The sequence below is a fragment of the Pseudomonas sp. FDAARGOS_761 genome, from assembly GCF_013343155.1.
Lineage (GTDB): Bacteria > Pseudomonadota > Gammaproteobacteria > Pseudomonadales > Pseudomonadaceae > Pseudomonas > Pseudomonas aeruginosa.
Genome location: NZ_CP054572.1, coordinates 5,700,677 through 5,715,110 on the forward strand (window position 1 = coordinate 5,700,677; position 14,434 = coordinate 5,715,110).

Sequence of the window (14,434 nt, forward strand, 5' to 3'; positions counted from 1 at the left end):
GATGAAACTGCCCGTTCGACAGCTTGGTGGTGATGAGCGAGGCCAGGCGCTGCTTCGTTGTCCGGAAGCCTTCCCGGCGGACTGGTCGACCCATCGTGTTCTTGTTCTGTTATCGCAGCCGCGACCTGTTCGATCAACAGAACAGGAGGCAGTCAAGCACGAAATCGAGAGGCATTCTAAACATACCTTTCGCAAAAACGTGAAGGCTGACGGAGAAAACGTCATGCCGTTCGAGTGAGAACCTACCGGTCACGAATAAGCGGTTGAAATTGGCGCATTCTTGGCACAGATTGGAGCGCGATAATCAGAACAACACGCTATCCGGCATGACCTCTGGAACGTCGTATTCCTAGGAAGAGCGTCGCCGAGCGTAGCATCAGATAAAAGGCCCGCTTCCTTGACTCAGCGTCTGTTCGTCACCGGGCTCTCCGGTTTCGTAGGCAAGCATCTTCAAGCTTATCTGGCAGCGGCCCACACGCCGTGGGCGCTCCTTCCCGTACCGCATCGTTACGACCTGCTGGAGCCGGATTCGCTGGGCGACCTCTGGCCGGAGCTGCCGGATGCGGTCATCCACCTGGCCGGGCAGACCTATGTGCCGGAGGCCTTCCGCGATCCTGCGCGGACCCTGCAGATCAACCTCCTTGGCACCCTGAACCTGCTCCAGGCGCTTAAGGCGCGGGGCTTCTCCGGTACCTTCCTGTACATCAGCTCCGGCGACGTCTACGGCCAGGTGGCCGAGGCGGCGTTGCCGATCCACGAGGAACTCATCCCCCACCCGCGCAATCCCTATGCGGTCAGCAAGCTGGCGGCCGAGTCGCTGTGCCTGCAGTGGGGTATCACCGAAGGCTGGCGGGTGCTGGTGGCGCGGCCGTTCAACCATATCGGGCCGGGGCAGAAGGACAGCTTCGTGATTGCCAGCGCCGCGCGGCAGATCGCCCGGATGAAGCAGGGCTTGCAGGCCAATCGGCTGGAAGTGGGGGACATCGACGTCAGCCGTGATTTCCTCGATGTCCAGGACGTGCTGTCAGCCTATCTGCGCCTGCTCTCCCACGGCGAGGCGGGCGCCGTCTATAACGTCTGTTCCGGGCAGGAGCAGAAGATTCGCGAGCTGATCGAACTGCTGGCGGACATCGCCCAGGTCGAGCTGGAAATCGTTCAGGACCCTGCCCGGATGCGCCGGGCGGAACAGCGTCGGGTTCGCGGCAGCCATGCTCGACTGCACGACGCCACGGGCTGGAAGCCTGAAATAACCATAAAACAGTCCCTGCGGGCGATCCTGTCCGACTGGGAGTCACGGGTACGAGAAGAATGACAAGAAGTGCACTGGTAACTGGGATCACCGGTCAGGACGGAGCGTACCTGGCCAAGCTGCTGCTGGAGAAGGGCTACCGGGTCCACGGCCTGGTGGCGCGGCGCAGCAGCGACACGCGCTGGCGCCTGCGTGAACTGGGGATCGAAGGCGACATCCAGTACGAGGACGGCGACATGGCCGATGCCTGTTCGGTGCAGCGCGCGGTGATCAAGGCGCAGCCGCAGGAGGTCTACAACCTGGCGGCACAGAGCTTCGTCGGGGCTTCCTGGAACCAGCCGGTGACCACCGGCGTCGTCGACGGCCTGGGCGTGACCCACCTGCTCGAGGCGATCCGCCAGTTCAGCCCGGAAACGCGCTTCTACCAGGCCTCCACCAGCGAGATGTTCGGCCTGATCCAGGCCGAGCGCCAGGACGAGAACACGCCGTTCTACCCGCGCAGCCCCTACGGCGTGGCCAAGCTCTATGGCCACTGGATCACCGTCAACTATCGCGAGAGCTTCGGCCTGCACGCCTCCAGCGGCATCCTGTTCAACCACGAATCGCCGCTGCGCGGCATCGAGTTCGTCACGCGCAAGGTTACCGACGCGGTGGCCCGCATCAAGCTCGGCAAGCAGCAGGAATTGCGCCTGGGCAACGTCGACGCCAAGCGCGACTGGGGCTTTGCCGGGGACTACGTCGAAGCCATGTGGCTGATGTTGCAGCAGGACAAGGCCGACGACTACGTGGTGGCCACCGGTGTCACTACCACCGTGCGCGACATGTGCCAGATCGCTTTCGAGCATGTGGGCCTGGACTACCGCGACTTCCTCAAGATCGACCCGGCGTTCTTCCGGCCCGCCGAGGTCGACGTGCTGCTGGGTAATCCGGCCAAGGCCCAGCGTGTGCTCGGCTGGAAGCCCAGGACCAGCCTGGACGAGCTGATCCGGATGATGGTCGAGGCGGACCTGCGACGCGTTTCCCGGGAGTAAGCCATGCTGATTCCCGTGGTGCTTTCCGGCGGCGCCGGTACCCGCCTGTGGCCGGTGTCGCGTGAAGGACAGCCGAAGCCGTTCATGCGCCTGCCCGATGGCCAGACCCTGCTGGGCAAGACCTACCGACGTGCCGCCGGGCTCCTGGCCGGGCATGGCGAAATCGTCACGGTGACCAACCGCGAGCATTACTTCCAGAGCAAGGACCAGTTCCAGGCGGCCCGCCTGGGGCGGCACCGGGGACATTTCATCCTCGAACCGACCGGGCGCAACACCGCTCCGGCGATTGCCGTCGCCGCCCTGGCGCTGCAAGCCGAACATGGCGACGCGGCGGTACTGGTGGTGATGCCGGCGGATCACCTGATCCGCAACGAGGAGGCCTTCCGCGAGGCGGTGAGGCATGCCGCGCGTCTCGCCGTCGCCGGGCACCTGGTTACCTTCGGCGTGGTGCCGGACGCAGCGGAAACCGGTTTCGGCTATATCGAGCTGGGCGACCGGCTGGACGAACAGGGGGCGGCCAAGGTGCGCCGCTTCGTCGAGAAACCCGATGAGGAAACCGCCCGTCGCTACGTGGAAAGTGGCGGTTTCCTGTGGAACTCCGGGATGTTCTGTTTCACGGCCTCGACCCTGGTCGACGAGCTGGCGCAGCATGCCCCGGCCCTGCTGGAGCAGGCCAGGGCCTGCCTGGCCGCCAGTGCGGCGGTGAAGATGGCCGATGGCATCCAGCATGAGCTGGCGGGCGAAGCCTTCGCCGCGCTGCCGGACATTTCCATCGACTATGCGCTGATGGAGCGCTCCGCGCGAGTCGCCGTGGTGCCTGCGGCCTTCGACTGGAGCGATATCGGTTCCTGGGGCGCGATGAGCGCGCTGCTCGACGCGGACGCAGAGGGCAATCGCGGCAGCGGCGACACCCTGTTCGTCGACACCCGTAACACCTTCGTGCAGAGCGACGGGCGCCTGGTCGCCACGGTCGGGGTCGACGACCTGGTCGTGGTGGATACTTCCGATGCGCTGCTGATCGCCCGCGCCGACCGGGTCCAGGAGGTGCGCAGGGTGGTGCAGCGGCTGAAGGACGAGCGGCACGAGGCCTATCGGCTGCATCGGACCGTCAACCGTCCCTGGGGCAGCTATACCGTCCTCGAGGAGGGGCCGCGCTTCAAGATCAAGCGAATCGTGGTCAGGCCGGGAGAGCGCTTGTCGCTGCAGATGCACCATCACCGCAGCGAGCACTGGATCGTGGTGCAAGGCATGGCCAGGGTCACCAATGGCGATGGCGCGCGGCTGGTCAACAGCAACGAGTCGACCTACATTCCCGCGGGCCACCGGCATCGCCTGGAAAACCCGGGGGTCATCGACCTGGTGATGATCGAGGTGCAGAGCGGCGAATACCTGGGAGAGGACGACATCGTCCGCTTCGAGGACCAGTACGGCAGGGTGGTCTGATGCTTCTTGGCTTGTCTCGTTCCTTGTGGGGCTATCGTGGCTTCGTTCTCGGCAGCGTCAAGCGCGAGTTCCAGTCGCGCTACCGCGGGTCGCTGTTCGGCGCGTTGTGGACGGTGCTCAATCCGCTGTCGATGATCGTCGTCTACACGGTGATCTTCTCCCAGGTGATGCGCGCGCGCCTGCCGGGCGTCGACGACGGCCTGGCCTACAGCGTCTATCTCTGCGCCGGCCTGCTGACCTGGGGCCTGTTCGCGGAAATCACCTCGCGCAGCCAGAGCATGTTCATCGAGAACGCCAACCTGCTGAAGAAGATCAGCTTCCCGCGCATCTGCCTGCCGGTCATCGTACTGCTCAACGCCGGGGTCAATTTCGCCATCATCCTCGCCTTGTTCCTCGGCTTTCTCGCCCTCAGCGGGCGCCTGCCGGGCGCGGCATTGCTCGCGCTGGTGCCGCTGCTGGCGATCCAGGTGCTGTTCGCGGCGGGACTGGGGATGATCCTCGGGGTGCTCAACGTGTTCTTCCGCGACGTCGGCCAGCTGTTCGGCATCTGCCTGCAGTTCTGGTTCTGGCTGACGCCGATCGTCTATCCGATCGGCATCCTGCCCGAGGGTATCCGCTCGCTGATCGAACTCAATCCGATGACCGCGCTGATGCGCAGCTACCAGCAGCTGTTCCTCCACGGGCAATGGCCGGACTGGCCTTCATTGCTGCCGATCACCCTGCTGGCGCTGCTGCTGTGCGCGCTCGGCCTGCGTCTGTTCCGCCAGCGGGTCGGCGAAATGGTGGATGAACTCTGATGGGACAGATACGCGTATCCGGCCTCGGCAAGGCCTACAAACAGTATCCCAATCGCTGGAGCCGGTTGTTCGAATGGCTGGTGCCTTTCAGCCCTCCGCGCCACCACCTGCACTGGATCCTGCGCGAGGTCGAGTTCACCATCGAGCCGGGCGAAGCGGTCGGCATCGTCGGGGTCAACGGCGCCGGCAAGAGCACCTTGCTGAAGATGATCGCCGGCACCACCCAGCCGACCTGCGGCGAGATCCGCGTGGCCGGCCGGGTCGCCGCGCTGCTCGAGCTGGGCATGGGCTTCCACCCGGACTTCACCGGCCGGCAGAACGTCTTCATGGCCGGGCAACTGCTGGGCATGCAGGTCGAGGAAATCCAGGCGCTGATGCCGGAGATCGAGGCCTTCGCCGAAATCGGCGAGGCCATCGAGCAACCGGTGCGCACCTACTCCAGCGGCATGCAGATGCGCCTGGCGTTCAGCGTGGCGACTGCCCGGCGGCCGGACATCCTGATCGTCGACGAGGCCCTGTCGGTCGGCGATGCCTATTTCCAGCACAAGAGCTTCGAGCGCATCCGCAGTTTCCGCAAGGCCGGCACCACCCTGCTGATCGTTTCCCACGACCGCTCGGCGATCCAGTCCATCTGCGACTCCGCGATCCTCCTGGAGCAGGGACGGATGGCCATGCGCGGGCGGCCGGAAGAGGTGATGGACTACTACAACGCCCTGCTCGCCGAGCGCGAGGGGCAGACCGTGCGCCAGGAAATGCTCGCCGACGGCCAGGTGCGGACGATTTCCGGCACCGGCGAGGCAGCGATCCTCGACGTACGGATGGTCGACCAGCGGCAGCGCGCGCTGGAGGTGGTCGAGGTAGGCCAGGCGGTGACGCTGGAAGTCGAGGTCGAGGTTCGCCAGGACATCGAGCGGCTGATCCTCGGCTTCATGATCAAGGACCGCCTCGGCCAGCCGATGTACGGGATCAATACCCACCGCCTGGACAAGGCCCTCACCGACCTGAAGGCCGGCGAGCGCATCACCTACCGCTTCGCCTTCGACATGCGCCTGGGCAAGGGGCACTACTCGGTGGCGCTGAGCCTGTCGCGGCTGGACTCGCACCTGGACCGCAACTTCGAATGGCGCGACTACGGCCTGGTCTTCCATGTCATCAACAACCGCCAGGAAGACTTCGTCGGTTGCTCCTGGCTGGGCGCCGAAACCCATATCAGCCGCTCCGGCGAGGCGGCTCTGGACCCCACTTCCGCGGAGAGCACTCCATGACGCGTCTGTTGGTCGAATGCACCTATGTGTTCGAGCATCCCAAGGTCAATTCCGGTATTCAGCGGGTGGTGCGCAACGTCATCCGCGAGTTGCCGGAAGCCGACGAGACGGTGGAGTGCATCCCGGTGGCAATGCTCGACGGCACCCTGTACCAGGTCCACAGCCTGGCGCCGTTGGACCCGCGGCCGCATTCGCCGCTGGTACGCCTGCGCATCCTGGTGGAGCGAGCCGCCAACTACTTCTGGCTGGGCCAGCGCACCCTGGAAAAGCGCCGCCCGTTCCGTTCCTCGCCGTGGGCCCGGCGCCTTCTCTATGTAGCCTGCCGCCTGTTCGCCTTCGCCTTCCTCAGCATTCCGCTGCGCCTGCTCGACCGCATCCTCGGCAAGCAGCAGCCTGCACCCGTGCGCGCGACCCCGCTCGAACATCGGGCCGGCGACCAACTGGTCTTGCTGGACTCCTCCTGGCACGCCGATTTCTTCCCGCTGGCGGAACGCCTCAAGAGCGAGGGCGTGGGCATCGTCTCGGTGATCTACGACCTGATTCCCCTGACCCATCCGCAATTCTGCGATGCCGGCCTGGTCAAGGTGTTCAACCACTGGTTCGACTGGATCGCGGCCACCGCCGACGGCTACGTCGCGATTTCCGAGACCATCCGCGACGAAGTGCGCGCGGAGATGCTGCGGCGCATCGGCCCGGAGAAGGTCGCGCAACGCTGGTTCGATTATTTCCACCTGGGTTCGGAGCTGGACCTGGTGGAGGACGGCGCCTCCGTCGAGCCCGACCTGCTGCGCATGTTCAAGGCCAAGGCGCCGGTATTCCTGATGGTCAGCACCATCGAGCCGCGGAAGAACCACGGTTACCTGCTGGATGCCTTCGAGCGCGCCTGGGCCCAGGGTTCGCAGGTGCGGTTGTGCATCGCCGGACGCATCGGCTGGAAGTGCGAGGCGCTGGTGGAACGGGTGCGGCAGCATCCGGAGCTGAACAAGCGCCTGTTCATGTTCAACGACCTCTCCGACAAGAGCCTGGAGTACGCATACTCCCATGCCGCATCGCTGGTCTTCCCGTCCTATGTGGAAGGTTTCGGCCTGCCGCTGGTGGAGGCCATGCAGCGCGGCCTGCCGGCGATGGGCAGCGACATCCCGGTGTTCCGCGAGATCGGCGGCGAATTCATGGCCTACTTCGACCTCGCCGATCCGCAGACCCTGGCGAACCTGGTCACCCGCTTCGAAGCCACGGGCGAGTTCCCGGCCGAGCGACCGGTCGGCGAATGGCGCTGGATCGGCTGGCACGAAGCGAGTCGGCAACTGATCGCGCGGATCCTGCTCGCCCTCGGCAAGGCCCCGACGCATGGCGAGGCAGTACATGCGGATTGCGGTTAACGCGCGGATTCTCCAGGCGCCGCGGACCGGCATCGGACATTACCTGGTCGAGTTGCTGGGCGCGTTGCAGGCGCACGCGGACTTCGAGTTTTCCCTGTTTCATGGATGGGGCTGGAGCGGCGACCTGCCGGCGGCGGCGCTGCCCGGCTATTCGCGTCTGTCGCCCTGGCTGCGCAACCTGCCCGGAGCCTACCGGGCACGACGCTGGCTGGAGCAGCGGCGTTTCGATAGCGGTCGGCCGCCGGTCGATCTCTACCATGAGCCCAGTCTCTGGCCGCTGGACTTCGACGGGCCGATGCTGATGACCCTGCACGACCTGACCCACCTGCATTATCCGGCGACGCAACCCGCCGCCCGCTTGCGCGAAATAGAACGCCGGCTGGCGCGCGGAATGGAAAAGGCGCGGTTGATCCTGACCGACTCGCAGGCGATCGCCGACGAGGCGCAGGCGTATTTCGGCCTGCCGCGCGAGCGCTTCGTGGTGGCGCCCCTCGGCCATGCCGCGCGGTTCCGTCCGCGGGACCGGGAGTCCCTGCGCGAGCCCTTGCGCGCGCATGGCCTGGTGCCGCGCGGATATTTCCTCTGCGTAGGAACCCTCGAACCGCGCAAGAACCTGTCGCTGGCCCTGCGCGCCCATGGGCAACTGCCGGCGGCGGTCCGCCAGCGTTTTCCGCTGGTGATCGTCGGCATGCCGGGATGGGAAAGTCGCTCGCTCGACGACGAACTGCGCCAGGCGCTGGCTTCGGGGACGGTGCGGCTGCTCGGCTACCTGCCGGACGGGCGGGTCGCCGAGTTGATGTCGGGCGCTCGGGCGCTGGTCTTCCCCTCGATCTACGAAGGCTTCGGCCTGCCTGTGCTGGAAGCCATGGCCAGCGGCACGCCGGTATTGCTCACGCGACTCTCCGCAATGCCGGAGGTGGCCGGCGAGGCGGGCAGCTATATTGACCCGGATGATGCCAATGGGCTATCTGACATGCTGGTCCGCATGACCGAGGATACCGTCTACTGGGAGTGCTGCCGGGAAGCCGGCCTGCGACGGGCGGAGCAGTTTTCCTGGAAACGTTGCGCGAATCTCACCGCTGCAGCCTATCGTCGTGCCGTGGAGGGCTGAATGCGGGTACTGCACTTCTACAAGACCTACCTGAGCGAGACGGTAGGCGGGATCGAACAGGTGATCTTCCAGCTTTGCGAGAGCAGCGGGTCGTGGGGGATCGACAACCACGTCCTGACCCTGAGCAGCGATCCGCATCCGCCTGTCGTGCCCTTCGGTGGACATGTGGTGCATCGCGCCAGGCTCGACCTGCAACTCGCCTCCACCGGGTTTTCCCTGAGCGTGTTCAAGCAGTTCCGCGAGCTGGCGGCGGAGGCGGACGTGGTCAACTACCACTTCCCCTGGCCGTTCATGGACCTGGTGCATTTCCTCACCGGTATGAACAAGCCGAGCGTGGTCACCTACCATTCGGACATCATCCGCCAGCGCGTCCTGTTGAAACTGTACCGGCCGCTGATGGGTCGCTTCCTTCATAGCGTCGATCGGATCGCGGTGGCGTCGCCCAACTACTTCAGCACCAGCGACGTGCTCCGCCAGTACCGGGAAAAGACCCGGGTGATCACCTACGGCCTGGACAAGGCCTGCTACCCGAAGCCTGCGGCACAGCGTCTGGAGCACTGGCGAGAGAAACTCGGGCCGCGGTTCTTCCTGTTCGTCGGGGTGATGCGCTACTACAAGGGCCTGCATATCCTGCTGGATGCGTTGCAGGGCACCGATTACCCGGTGGTGATCGTCGGTGCCGGGCCGTTGCAGGCCGAGCTGTATGCCCAGGCCGCGGCGCTGGGGTTGCGCAACGTGCACTTCCTCGGGCAGGTGGACGACGAGGACAAGGTCGCCCTGCTGCAACTCAGCTACGCCATGGTCTTTCCGTCACACTTGCGTTCCGAGGCGTTCGGCATCTCCCTGCTGGAGGGCGCGATGTACGGCAAGCCGATGATCTCCAGCGAGATCGGCACCGGCACCAGCTACATCAATATCCATGGCGAGACCGGACTGGTCGTGCCGCCCAGCCAGCCGGCCGCGTTTCGCGAAGCGATGCGCTGGCTCTGGGAGCATCCGCAGCAGGCGGAGGAAATGGGCAGGAACGCGGAGGCCCGCTATCGGCAACTGTTCACCGCCGAAGAGATGGGGCGTCGCTGGAGCGAGCTGTACCGTGAACTGCTGGAGGAAAAGGCTTCTTCCAGATACGTGAAGGCCGCTCGGTAAGGAGCGGCCTACGGTACAGTTCAGGCTGGGCCGAACCGGGGCGTTACAGTATCGCTTAGCGCCAGAACGGCTTGTTCAGCTCGGCGTAGCGCTGGGCTTCGCTGATGCCGGCGTCGGCGAGCAGGCGGGAGTCCAGGCGGGCCAGCTGGCGACGGCTCTGGATGCGGCGCTGCCACAGTTTCATGGTGCCCAGCAGGCTGCTGCTGCGGCGGTTGGAGCGAGCGATGTCGAAAGTGTTGGAACCGAGGGTACGTTCCATGATGTGTCGATCCTTCCCACTTGTGGTGGGTAGTCAGGTTGCTAGTGATTAACTGAGCAATATGATCTGACTAACAGGTCAACAAGAATAGGAACAGTTGCGGAGAATTGCGTTGGATCACCGGGGTGTGTTTCCGAACTGTATGGGTTGTTTCGGTGCGTAACTGTACCGCTCTGCACCGTCATGGTGCGTTACCGAAAGAAACAACGAAGTGTTACAGCAGGAAAAGCGGAAGGGCCGGGTCGGCGTGTTGCGATGGCGGCAAGAGAAAAGGCCGCCGAAATATGTTTTTACGTGGTTTTTTCTGCCCTGTCCAGACGCCCGGAAGAATTAATCGTCCGGGCGCTGGAAATAGTTGCGGATGAAACGGTTCAGCCTCAGCCGGCCAGCATGTGTCCACGTTCTTCCAGGTTCAGGTGCCAGGCCAGCGCCTCGCGCAACAGATGCGGCGTGTGGCCGCCTTTCGCGCAAGCCGCCTCGAAGTAGTCCAGCAGCGGTGCCTGGTAGGACGGGTGGACACAGTTCTCGATGATCACCCGGGCCCGTTCGCGAGGCGCCAGGCCGCGCAGGTCGGCGAGGCCCTGCTCGGTGACGAGGATGTCGACGTCGTGCTCGGTGTGGTCGACGTGGCTGACCATCGGCACCACGCTGGAAATGTTGCCGCCCTTGGCGATCGACTTGGTGACGAAGATCGCCAGGTGCGCGTTGCGGGCGAAGTCGCCGGAGCCGCCGATGCCGTTCATCATCTTGGTGCCGCCGACGTGGGTCGAGTTGACGTTGCCGTAGATGTCGAACTCCAGCGCCGTATTGATGCCGATGATGCCCAGGCGACGGACCACCTCGGGGTGGTTGGAGATTTCCTGCGGGCGCAGCACCAGCTTGTCCTTGTAGCGCTCCAGGTTACCGAACACGTCGGCGTTGCGCCGCGGCGACAGGGTGATCGAGCTGCCCGAGGCGAAGCGCAGCTTGCCGGCGTCGATCAGGTCGAAGGTCGAGTCCTGCAGCACTTCGGAGTACATGGTCAGGTTCTCGAACGGCGACTCGATGAGGCCGCACATCACCGCGTTGGCGATGCTGCCGATACCGGCCTGCAGCGGGCCGAGGCTGTTGCTCATGCGCCCGGCGTCGACCTCGCGCTTGAAGAAATCGATCAGGTGGTTGGCGATGGCCTGGGTCTCGCCGTCCGGCGGCAGCACGGTGGATGGCGAGTCCGGCTGGTCGTTGATGACGATGGCGACGATCTTCTCCGGCGGGATCGGGATCGCCGTGCTGCCGATGCGGTCGTCGACGCGGGTCAGCGGGATCGGCGTGCGGGTCGGCCGGTAGGTCGGGATATAGATGTCGTGCAGGCCTTCCAGATTGGTGCTGTGGGCCAGGTTGATCTCGACGATGACCTGCTTGGCGAAGATCGCGAAGCTCGCCGAGTTGCCCACCGAGGTGGTCGGCACGATGTGGCCCTGCTCGGTGATCGCGGCGGCTTCGATGACGGCGATGTCCGGCAGCTTCAGCTGGTGGTTGCGCAACTGCTCGACGGTTTCCGAGAGGTGCTGGTCGATGAACATCACTTCGCCGGCGTTGATCGCCTTGCGCAGGGTGCTGTCGACCTGGAACGGCATGCGCCGGGCGAGCACGCCGGCCTCGGTGAGCTGCTTGTCGAGGTCGTTGCCGAGGCTGGCGCCGGTCATCAGGCTGATACGCAGCGGACGTTCCTTGGCGCGCATGGCCAGCGCCTGGGGTACGGCCTTGGCCTCGCCGGCGCGGGTGAAACCGCTCATGCCGACGGTCATGCCGTCCTGGATCAGGTCGGCGGCTTCGGCCGCACTCATCACCTTGTCGAGCAGGGAGGGCAGGCGCACGCGATCACGGTACATGGAACGAACCTCAGACGACGAATTATTAGAGGCCGCCAGTCTAGGGTTTCCGCGATTTTTCGCCTTTATACCAAGGTCGAAGCGCCATTCAGCGGGCTTATGGGCGGATTGCCAGGACCACCACGCCCGCTGTCACCAGGGCTACGCCGAGCCATTGGCGCAGGTCCAGGCGTTCGCCGAGAAGGGCCACGCCGAGCAGTGCCACCAGCACCACGCTGAACTTGTCCAGCGGCGCCACCAGCGACGCCGGGCCGAGCTTGAGGGCGCGGAAATAGCAGATCCAGGAGGCACCGGTGGCCAGCCCGGAGAGCACCAGGAACAGCCAACTGCGCGGCGGGATGCTGCCCGGGGCCTGGAACTTGCCCAGGACCGCGAGGATGCCGCCGAGGGTGACGAGGATCACCAGGGTGCGAATGAAGGTGGCGAAGTCCGAATCGACCCGGTCGAGGCCGATCTTGGCGAAGATCGCGGTCAGCGCGGCGAACAGCGCCGAAAGCAGTGCCCAGAAGGCCCAGGATGCCAGCATGTCGTCCTCCTCCGGGCCTTCTCCACGGGCTGCGCCGCTACAGGGCTTCCAGCTTGGCGTAGCCGAGCATCAGCCACTTGCTGCCTTCGCTCTCGAAGTTCACCTGCACCCGGGCCTGGGCGCCGGCGCCTTCGAAGTTGAGGATAGTCCCTTCGCCGAACAGCGCGTGGCGCACCCGCTGGCCGAGGGAGAAGGGCGTCTCCGGCACCCCGGCGCCGCTGAACAGGCTGCCGCCGGCGTTGCGCGAAGTGCCGCCGTAGGGGCGGCTGACGGTATTGGACAGGCGCACTTCCTGGATCAGCGACGGCGGGATCTCGCGGATGAAGCGCGAAACCTTGTTGTAGGTCTCGCTGCCATAGAGCCGGCGGGTCTCCGCGTAGGTCAGGACCAGTCGCTGCATGGCGCGGGTGACGCCGACGTAGGCCAGGCGGCGTTCCTCTTCCAGGCGGCCGGATTCCTCCAGGCTCATCTTGTGCGGGAACAGCCCTTCCTCCATGCCGACCAGGAACACCAGCGGGAACTCCAGGCCCTTGGCGCTGTGCAAGGTCATCAGCTGGACACTGTCCTCGTGGGCGTCGGCCTGGGTTTCCCCGGCCTCCAGGGAGGCGTGGCTGAGGAAGGCCTGCAGCGGGGTGAGGTCTTCCTCTTCCTCGCTGTTCTCGAAGGCGCGGGCGGCGCTGACCAGTTCCTCGAGGTTCTCCACCCGGGCCTGGCCTTTCTCGCCTTTTTCTTCCTTGTGGTAGCTGATCAGTCCGGACTGCTCGATCACCGTCTGGGTCATCAGGTGCAGCGGCATGTCCATGACCTTCGCCGAAAGATTCTCGATCAGCTCGACGAAGCCGGTCAGGGCGCTGGCGGCGCGGCCGGGCAGGACCTTGTTGGCGATCATCAGGCGAATCGCCTCCCACATCGACACATCGTTGCCGCGGGCGAATTCGCGGATGCTCTCCACGGTCTTCTCGCCGATGCCGCGTGCCGGCACGTTGACCACCCGTTCCAGCGCCGCGTCGTTGCCGCGGCCGTCGAGCAGGCGCAGGTAGGCCATGGCGTTCTTGATTTCGGCACGCTCGAAGAAGCGCTGGCCGCCGTAGATGCGGTAGGGAATCTTCTCCCGCAGCAGGGCTTCCTCCAGCACCCGCGACTGGGCGTTGGAGCGGTAGAGGATGGCGATCTCGCTGCGCGCCAGGCCGCCCTTGAGCGCGCTCTCGATCGATTCGACCACGTAGCGCGCCTCGTCGTGCTCGTTGAACGCGGCGTACAGGCTCAGCGACTCGCCGTCCTCGCCGTCGGTCCACAACTCCTTGCCCAGGCGTCCCTGGTTGTTGGCGATCAGGGCGTTGGCGGCCTTGAGGATCGACGCGGTGGAACGGTAGTTCTGCTCCAGGCGGATCACCTCGGCGTCGGCGAAGTCGTCGCTGAACTGTTGGATGTTCTCGATCCGTGCGCCACGCCAGCCGTAGATCGACTGGTCGTCGTCGCCGACCACCATCAGGCTGTCGCCGCCCTTGGCGAGAATCCGTAGCCAGGCGTACTGCACGGCGTTGGTGTCCTGGAACTCGTCCACCAGGATATGGCGGAAGCGCCGCTGGTAGTGCTCGAGCACGCCGGGATGGTCGCGCCAGAGGTCCAGGGCGCGCAGCAGCAGCTCGGAGAAGTCGATCACCCCGGCGCGGGCGCAGGCCGCCTCGTAGGCTTCGTAGATCTTCAGCATGGTGGCGAGGAACAGGTCGCCGCCGGGCTGGATGTGTTGCGGCCGCAGGCCCTCGTCCTTCTGCCCGTTGATGAACCACTGGGCCTGGCGCGCCGGCCAGCGCTGCTCGTCGAGGCCGAGTTCGCGGATCACCCGCTTGACCAGGCGTTGCTGGTCGTCGCTGTCGAGGATCTGGAAGTTCTCGCTCAGCCCGGCCTCGCGCCAGTGCGCGCGCAGCAGGCGATGGGCGAGGCCGTGGAAGGTGCCGACCCACATGCCCGCCGGATTGATCCCGAGCAACTGCTCGATGCGGTGGCGCATCTCCGCCGCCGCCTTGTTGGTGAAGGTCACCGACAGGATGCTGTAGGGCGAGGCGTGCTCGACCTGGATCAGCCAGGCGATCCGGTGCACCAGCACGCGGGTCTTGCCCGAGCCGGCGCCGGCGAGGACCAGTTGGCGGCCCAGCGGCGCGGCCACGGCCTGGCGCTGCGGGTCGTTGAGGGAGTTCAGCAGGAGGGAGAGGTCGTCGTTCATCGCGGCATTCTACCGGGGCGGGGAAAAGCCGGGCAAACCGGGCCGCCATTCGGCGCAGGCCGGCGCAGCGTCGGGCCTGGCTGCGGAAAAATGCTCTATCCCGGCCTTGGGCAGCCTGCCCCTGCTCGGTTAT

13 protein-coding genes are annotated in these 14,434 nt (G+C 65.4%); 9 read left to right on the forward strand and 4 right to left on the reverse strand.

The window, feature by feature from the left end; genetic code table 11:
- The first annotated feature begins 1 nt into the window (after window position 1).
- The 9 genes from FOC67_RS26580 to wbpZ all read left to right on the forward strand — a co-directional run bounded on the left by FOC67_RS26580 (window position 2) and on the right by wbpZ (window position 9,421).
- Complete coding sequence (locus FOC67_RS26580) at window positions 2-238, forward strand: hypothetical protein (RefSeq protein ID WP_003096896.1); 237 nt, start codon at window positions 2-4, stop codon at window positions 236-238.
- Window positions 239-397: 159 nt separating this feature from the next.
- Window positions 398-1,312: a GDP-6-deoxy-D-mannose reductase gene (gene rmd, locus FOC67_RS26585; protein ID WP_003096892.1), complete on the forward strand. Its 915-nt coding sequence runs from the start codon at window positions 398-400 to the stop codon at window positions 1,310-1,312.
- Window positions 1,309-2,280: a GDP-mannose 4,6-dehydratase gene (gene gmd / locus FOC67_RS26590; protein ID WP_003096890.1), complete on the forward strand. Its 972-nt coding sequence runs from the start codon at window positions 1,309-1,311 to the stop codon at window positions 2,278-2,280. Before rmd ends, gmd begins: the two co-directional genes overlap by 4 nt.
- 3 nt (window positions 2,281-2,283) lie before the next feature.
- Complete coding sequence (locus tag FOC67_RS26595) at window positions 2,284-3,723, forward strand: mannose-1-phosphate guanylyltransferase/mannose-6-phosphate isomerase (RefSeq protein ID WP_009316020.1); 1,440 nt, start codon at window positions 2,284-2,286, stop codon at window positions 3,721-3,723.
- On the forward strand, window positions 3,723-4,520 hold the full coding sequence (locus FOC67_RS26600; RefSeq protein WP_003096887.1) for an ABC transporter permease: 798 nt from the start codon (window positions 3,723-3,725) through the stop codon (window positions 4,518-4,520). The genes FOC67_RS26595 and FOC67_RS26600 overlap by 1 nt, the downstream gene beginning before the upstream one ends.
- The gene (locus FOC67_RS26605) at window positions 4,520-5,785 is read left to right on the forward strand and encodes an ABC transporter ATP-binding protein (protein WP_003142110.1); all 1,266 of its coding nucleotides are present in this window, start codon (window positions 4,520-4,522) and stop codon (window positions 5,783-5,785) included. The genes FOC67_RS26600 and FOC67_RS26605 overlap by 1 nt, the downstream gene beginning before the upstream one ends.
- Window positions 5,782-7,164 carry a glycosyltransferase family 1 protein gene (locus FOC67_RS26610; RefSeq protein WP_003110353.1) on the forward strand — a complete coding sequence of 461 codons (1,383 nt, stop codon included), beginning with the start codon at window positions 5,782-5,784 and terminating at the stop codon, window positions 7,162-7,164. The genes FOC67_RS26605 and FOC67_RS26610 overlap by 4 nt, the downstream gene beginning before the upstream one ends.
- Window positions 7,148-8,275, forward strand: coding sequence for a glycosyltransferase family 1 protein (locus tag FOC67_RS26615; protein WP_009316019.1), 1,128 nt, complete (start codon window positions 7,148-7,150; stop codon window positions 8,273-8,275). The genes FOC67_RS26610 and FOC67_RS26615 overlap by 17 nt, the downstream gene beginning before the upstream one ends.
- Window positions 8,276-9,421 carry a D-rhamnosyltransferase WbpZ gene (gene wbpZ, locus FOC67_RS26620; RefSeq protein ID WP_009316018.1) on the forward strand — a complete coding sequence of 382 codons (1,146 nt, stop codon included), beginning with the start codon at window positions 8,276-8,278 and terminating at the stop codon, window positions 9,419-9,421.
- Between the two features lie 55 nt (window positions 9,422-9,476).
- On the opposite strand, the gene FOC67_RS26625 is transcribed toward wbpZ, so the two are convergent.
- From FOC67_RS26625 to uvrD, 4 genes are all read right to left on the reverse strand, one after another.
- On the reverse strand, window positions 9,477-9,680 hold the full coding sequence (locus FOC67_RS26625) for a DUF1127 domain-containing protein (protein ID WP_003096877.1): 204 nt from the start codon (window positions 9,678-9,680) through the stop codon (window positions 9,477-9,479).
- Between the two features lie 377 nt (window positions 9,681-10,057).
- The gene (locus tag FOC67_RS26630) at window positions 10,058-11,551 is read right to left on the reverse strand and encodes an acetyl-CoA hydrolase/transferase family protein (protein ID WP_003096875.1); all 1,494 of its coding nucleotides are present in this window, start codon (window positions 11,549-11,551) and stop codon (window positions 10,058-10,060) included.
- A gap of 97 nt (window positions 11,552-11,648) precedes the next feature.
- Window positions 11,649-12,077 carry an EamA family transporter gene (locus FOC67_RS26635; protein WP_003110349.1) on the reverse strand — a complete coding sequence of 143 codons (429 nt, stop codon included), beginning with the start codon at window positions 12,075-12,077 and terminating at the stop codon, window positions 11,649-11,651.
- Between the two features lie 37 nt (window positions 12,078-12,114).
- Window positions 12,115-14,301: a DNA helicase II gene (gene uvrD, locus FOC67_RS26640; protein WP_009316017.1), complete on the reverse strand. Its 2,187-nt coding sequence runs from the start codon at window positions 14,299-14,301 to the stop codon at window positions 12,115-12,117.
- Window positions 14,302-14,434: the final 133 nt, after the last annotated feature.

What these genes read in the sequence shown, in the direction of transcription:
- FOC67_RS26580 (WP_003096896.1), top strand. Translation starts at nt 2, where the DNA reads ATGAAACTGCCCGTTCGACAGCTTGGTGGTGATGAGCGAGGCCAGGCG.
- gmd (WP_003096890.1), top strand. Translation starts at nt 1,309, where the DNA reads ATGACAAGAAGTGCACTGGTAACTGGGATCACCGGTCAGGACGGAGCG.
- FOC67_RS26595 (WP_009316020.1), top strand. Translation starts at nt 2,284, where the DNA reads ATGCTGATTCCCGTGGTGCTTTCCGGCGGCGCCGGTACCCGCCTGTGG.
- FOC67_RS26600 (WP_003096887.1), top strand. Translation starts at nt 3,723, where the DNA reads ATGCTTCTTGGCTTGTCTCGTTCCTTGTGGGGCTATCGTGGCTTCGTT.
- FOC67_RS26605 (WP_003142110.1), top strand. Translation starts at nt 4,520, where the DNA reads ATGGGACAGATACGCGTATCCGGCCTCGGCAAGGCCTACAAACAGTAT.
- FOC67_RS26610 (WP_003110353.1), top strand. Translation starts at nt 5,782, where the DNA reads ATGACGCGTCTGTTGGTCGAATGCACCTATGTGTTCGAGCATCCCAAG.
- FOC67_RS26615 (WP_009316019.1), top strand. Translation starts at nt 7,148, where the DNA reads ATGCGGATTGCGGTTAACGCGCGGATTCTCCAGGCGCCGCGGACCGGC.
- wbpZ (WP_009316018.1), top strand. Translation starts at nt 8,276, where the DNA reads ATGCGGGTACTGCACTTCTACAAGACCTACCTGAGCGAGACGGTAGGC.
- FOC67_RS26625 (WP_003096877.1), bottom strand. Translation starts at nt 9,680, where the DNA reads ATGGAACGTACCCTCGGTTCCAACACTTTCGACATCGCTCGCTCCAAC.
- FOC67_RS26630 (WP_003096875.1), bottom strand. Translation starts at nt 11,551, where the DNA reads ATGTACCGTGATCGCGTGCGCCTGCCCTCCCTGCTCGACAAGGTGATG.
- FOC67_RS26635 (WP_003110349.1), bottom strand. Translation starts at nt 12,077, where the DNA reads ATGCTGGCATCCTGGGCCTTCTGGGCACTGCTTTCGGCGCTGTTCGCC.
- uvrD (WP_009316017.1), bottom strand. Translation starts at nt 14,301, where the DNA reads ATGAACGACGACCTCTCCCTCCTGCTGAACTCCCTCAACGACCCGCAG.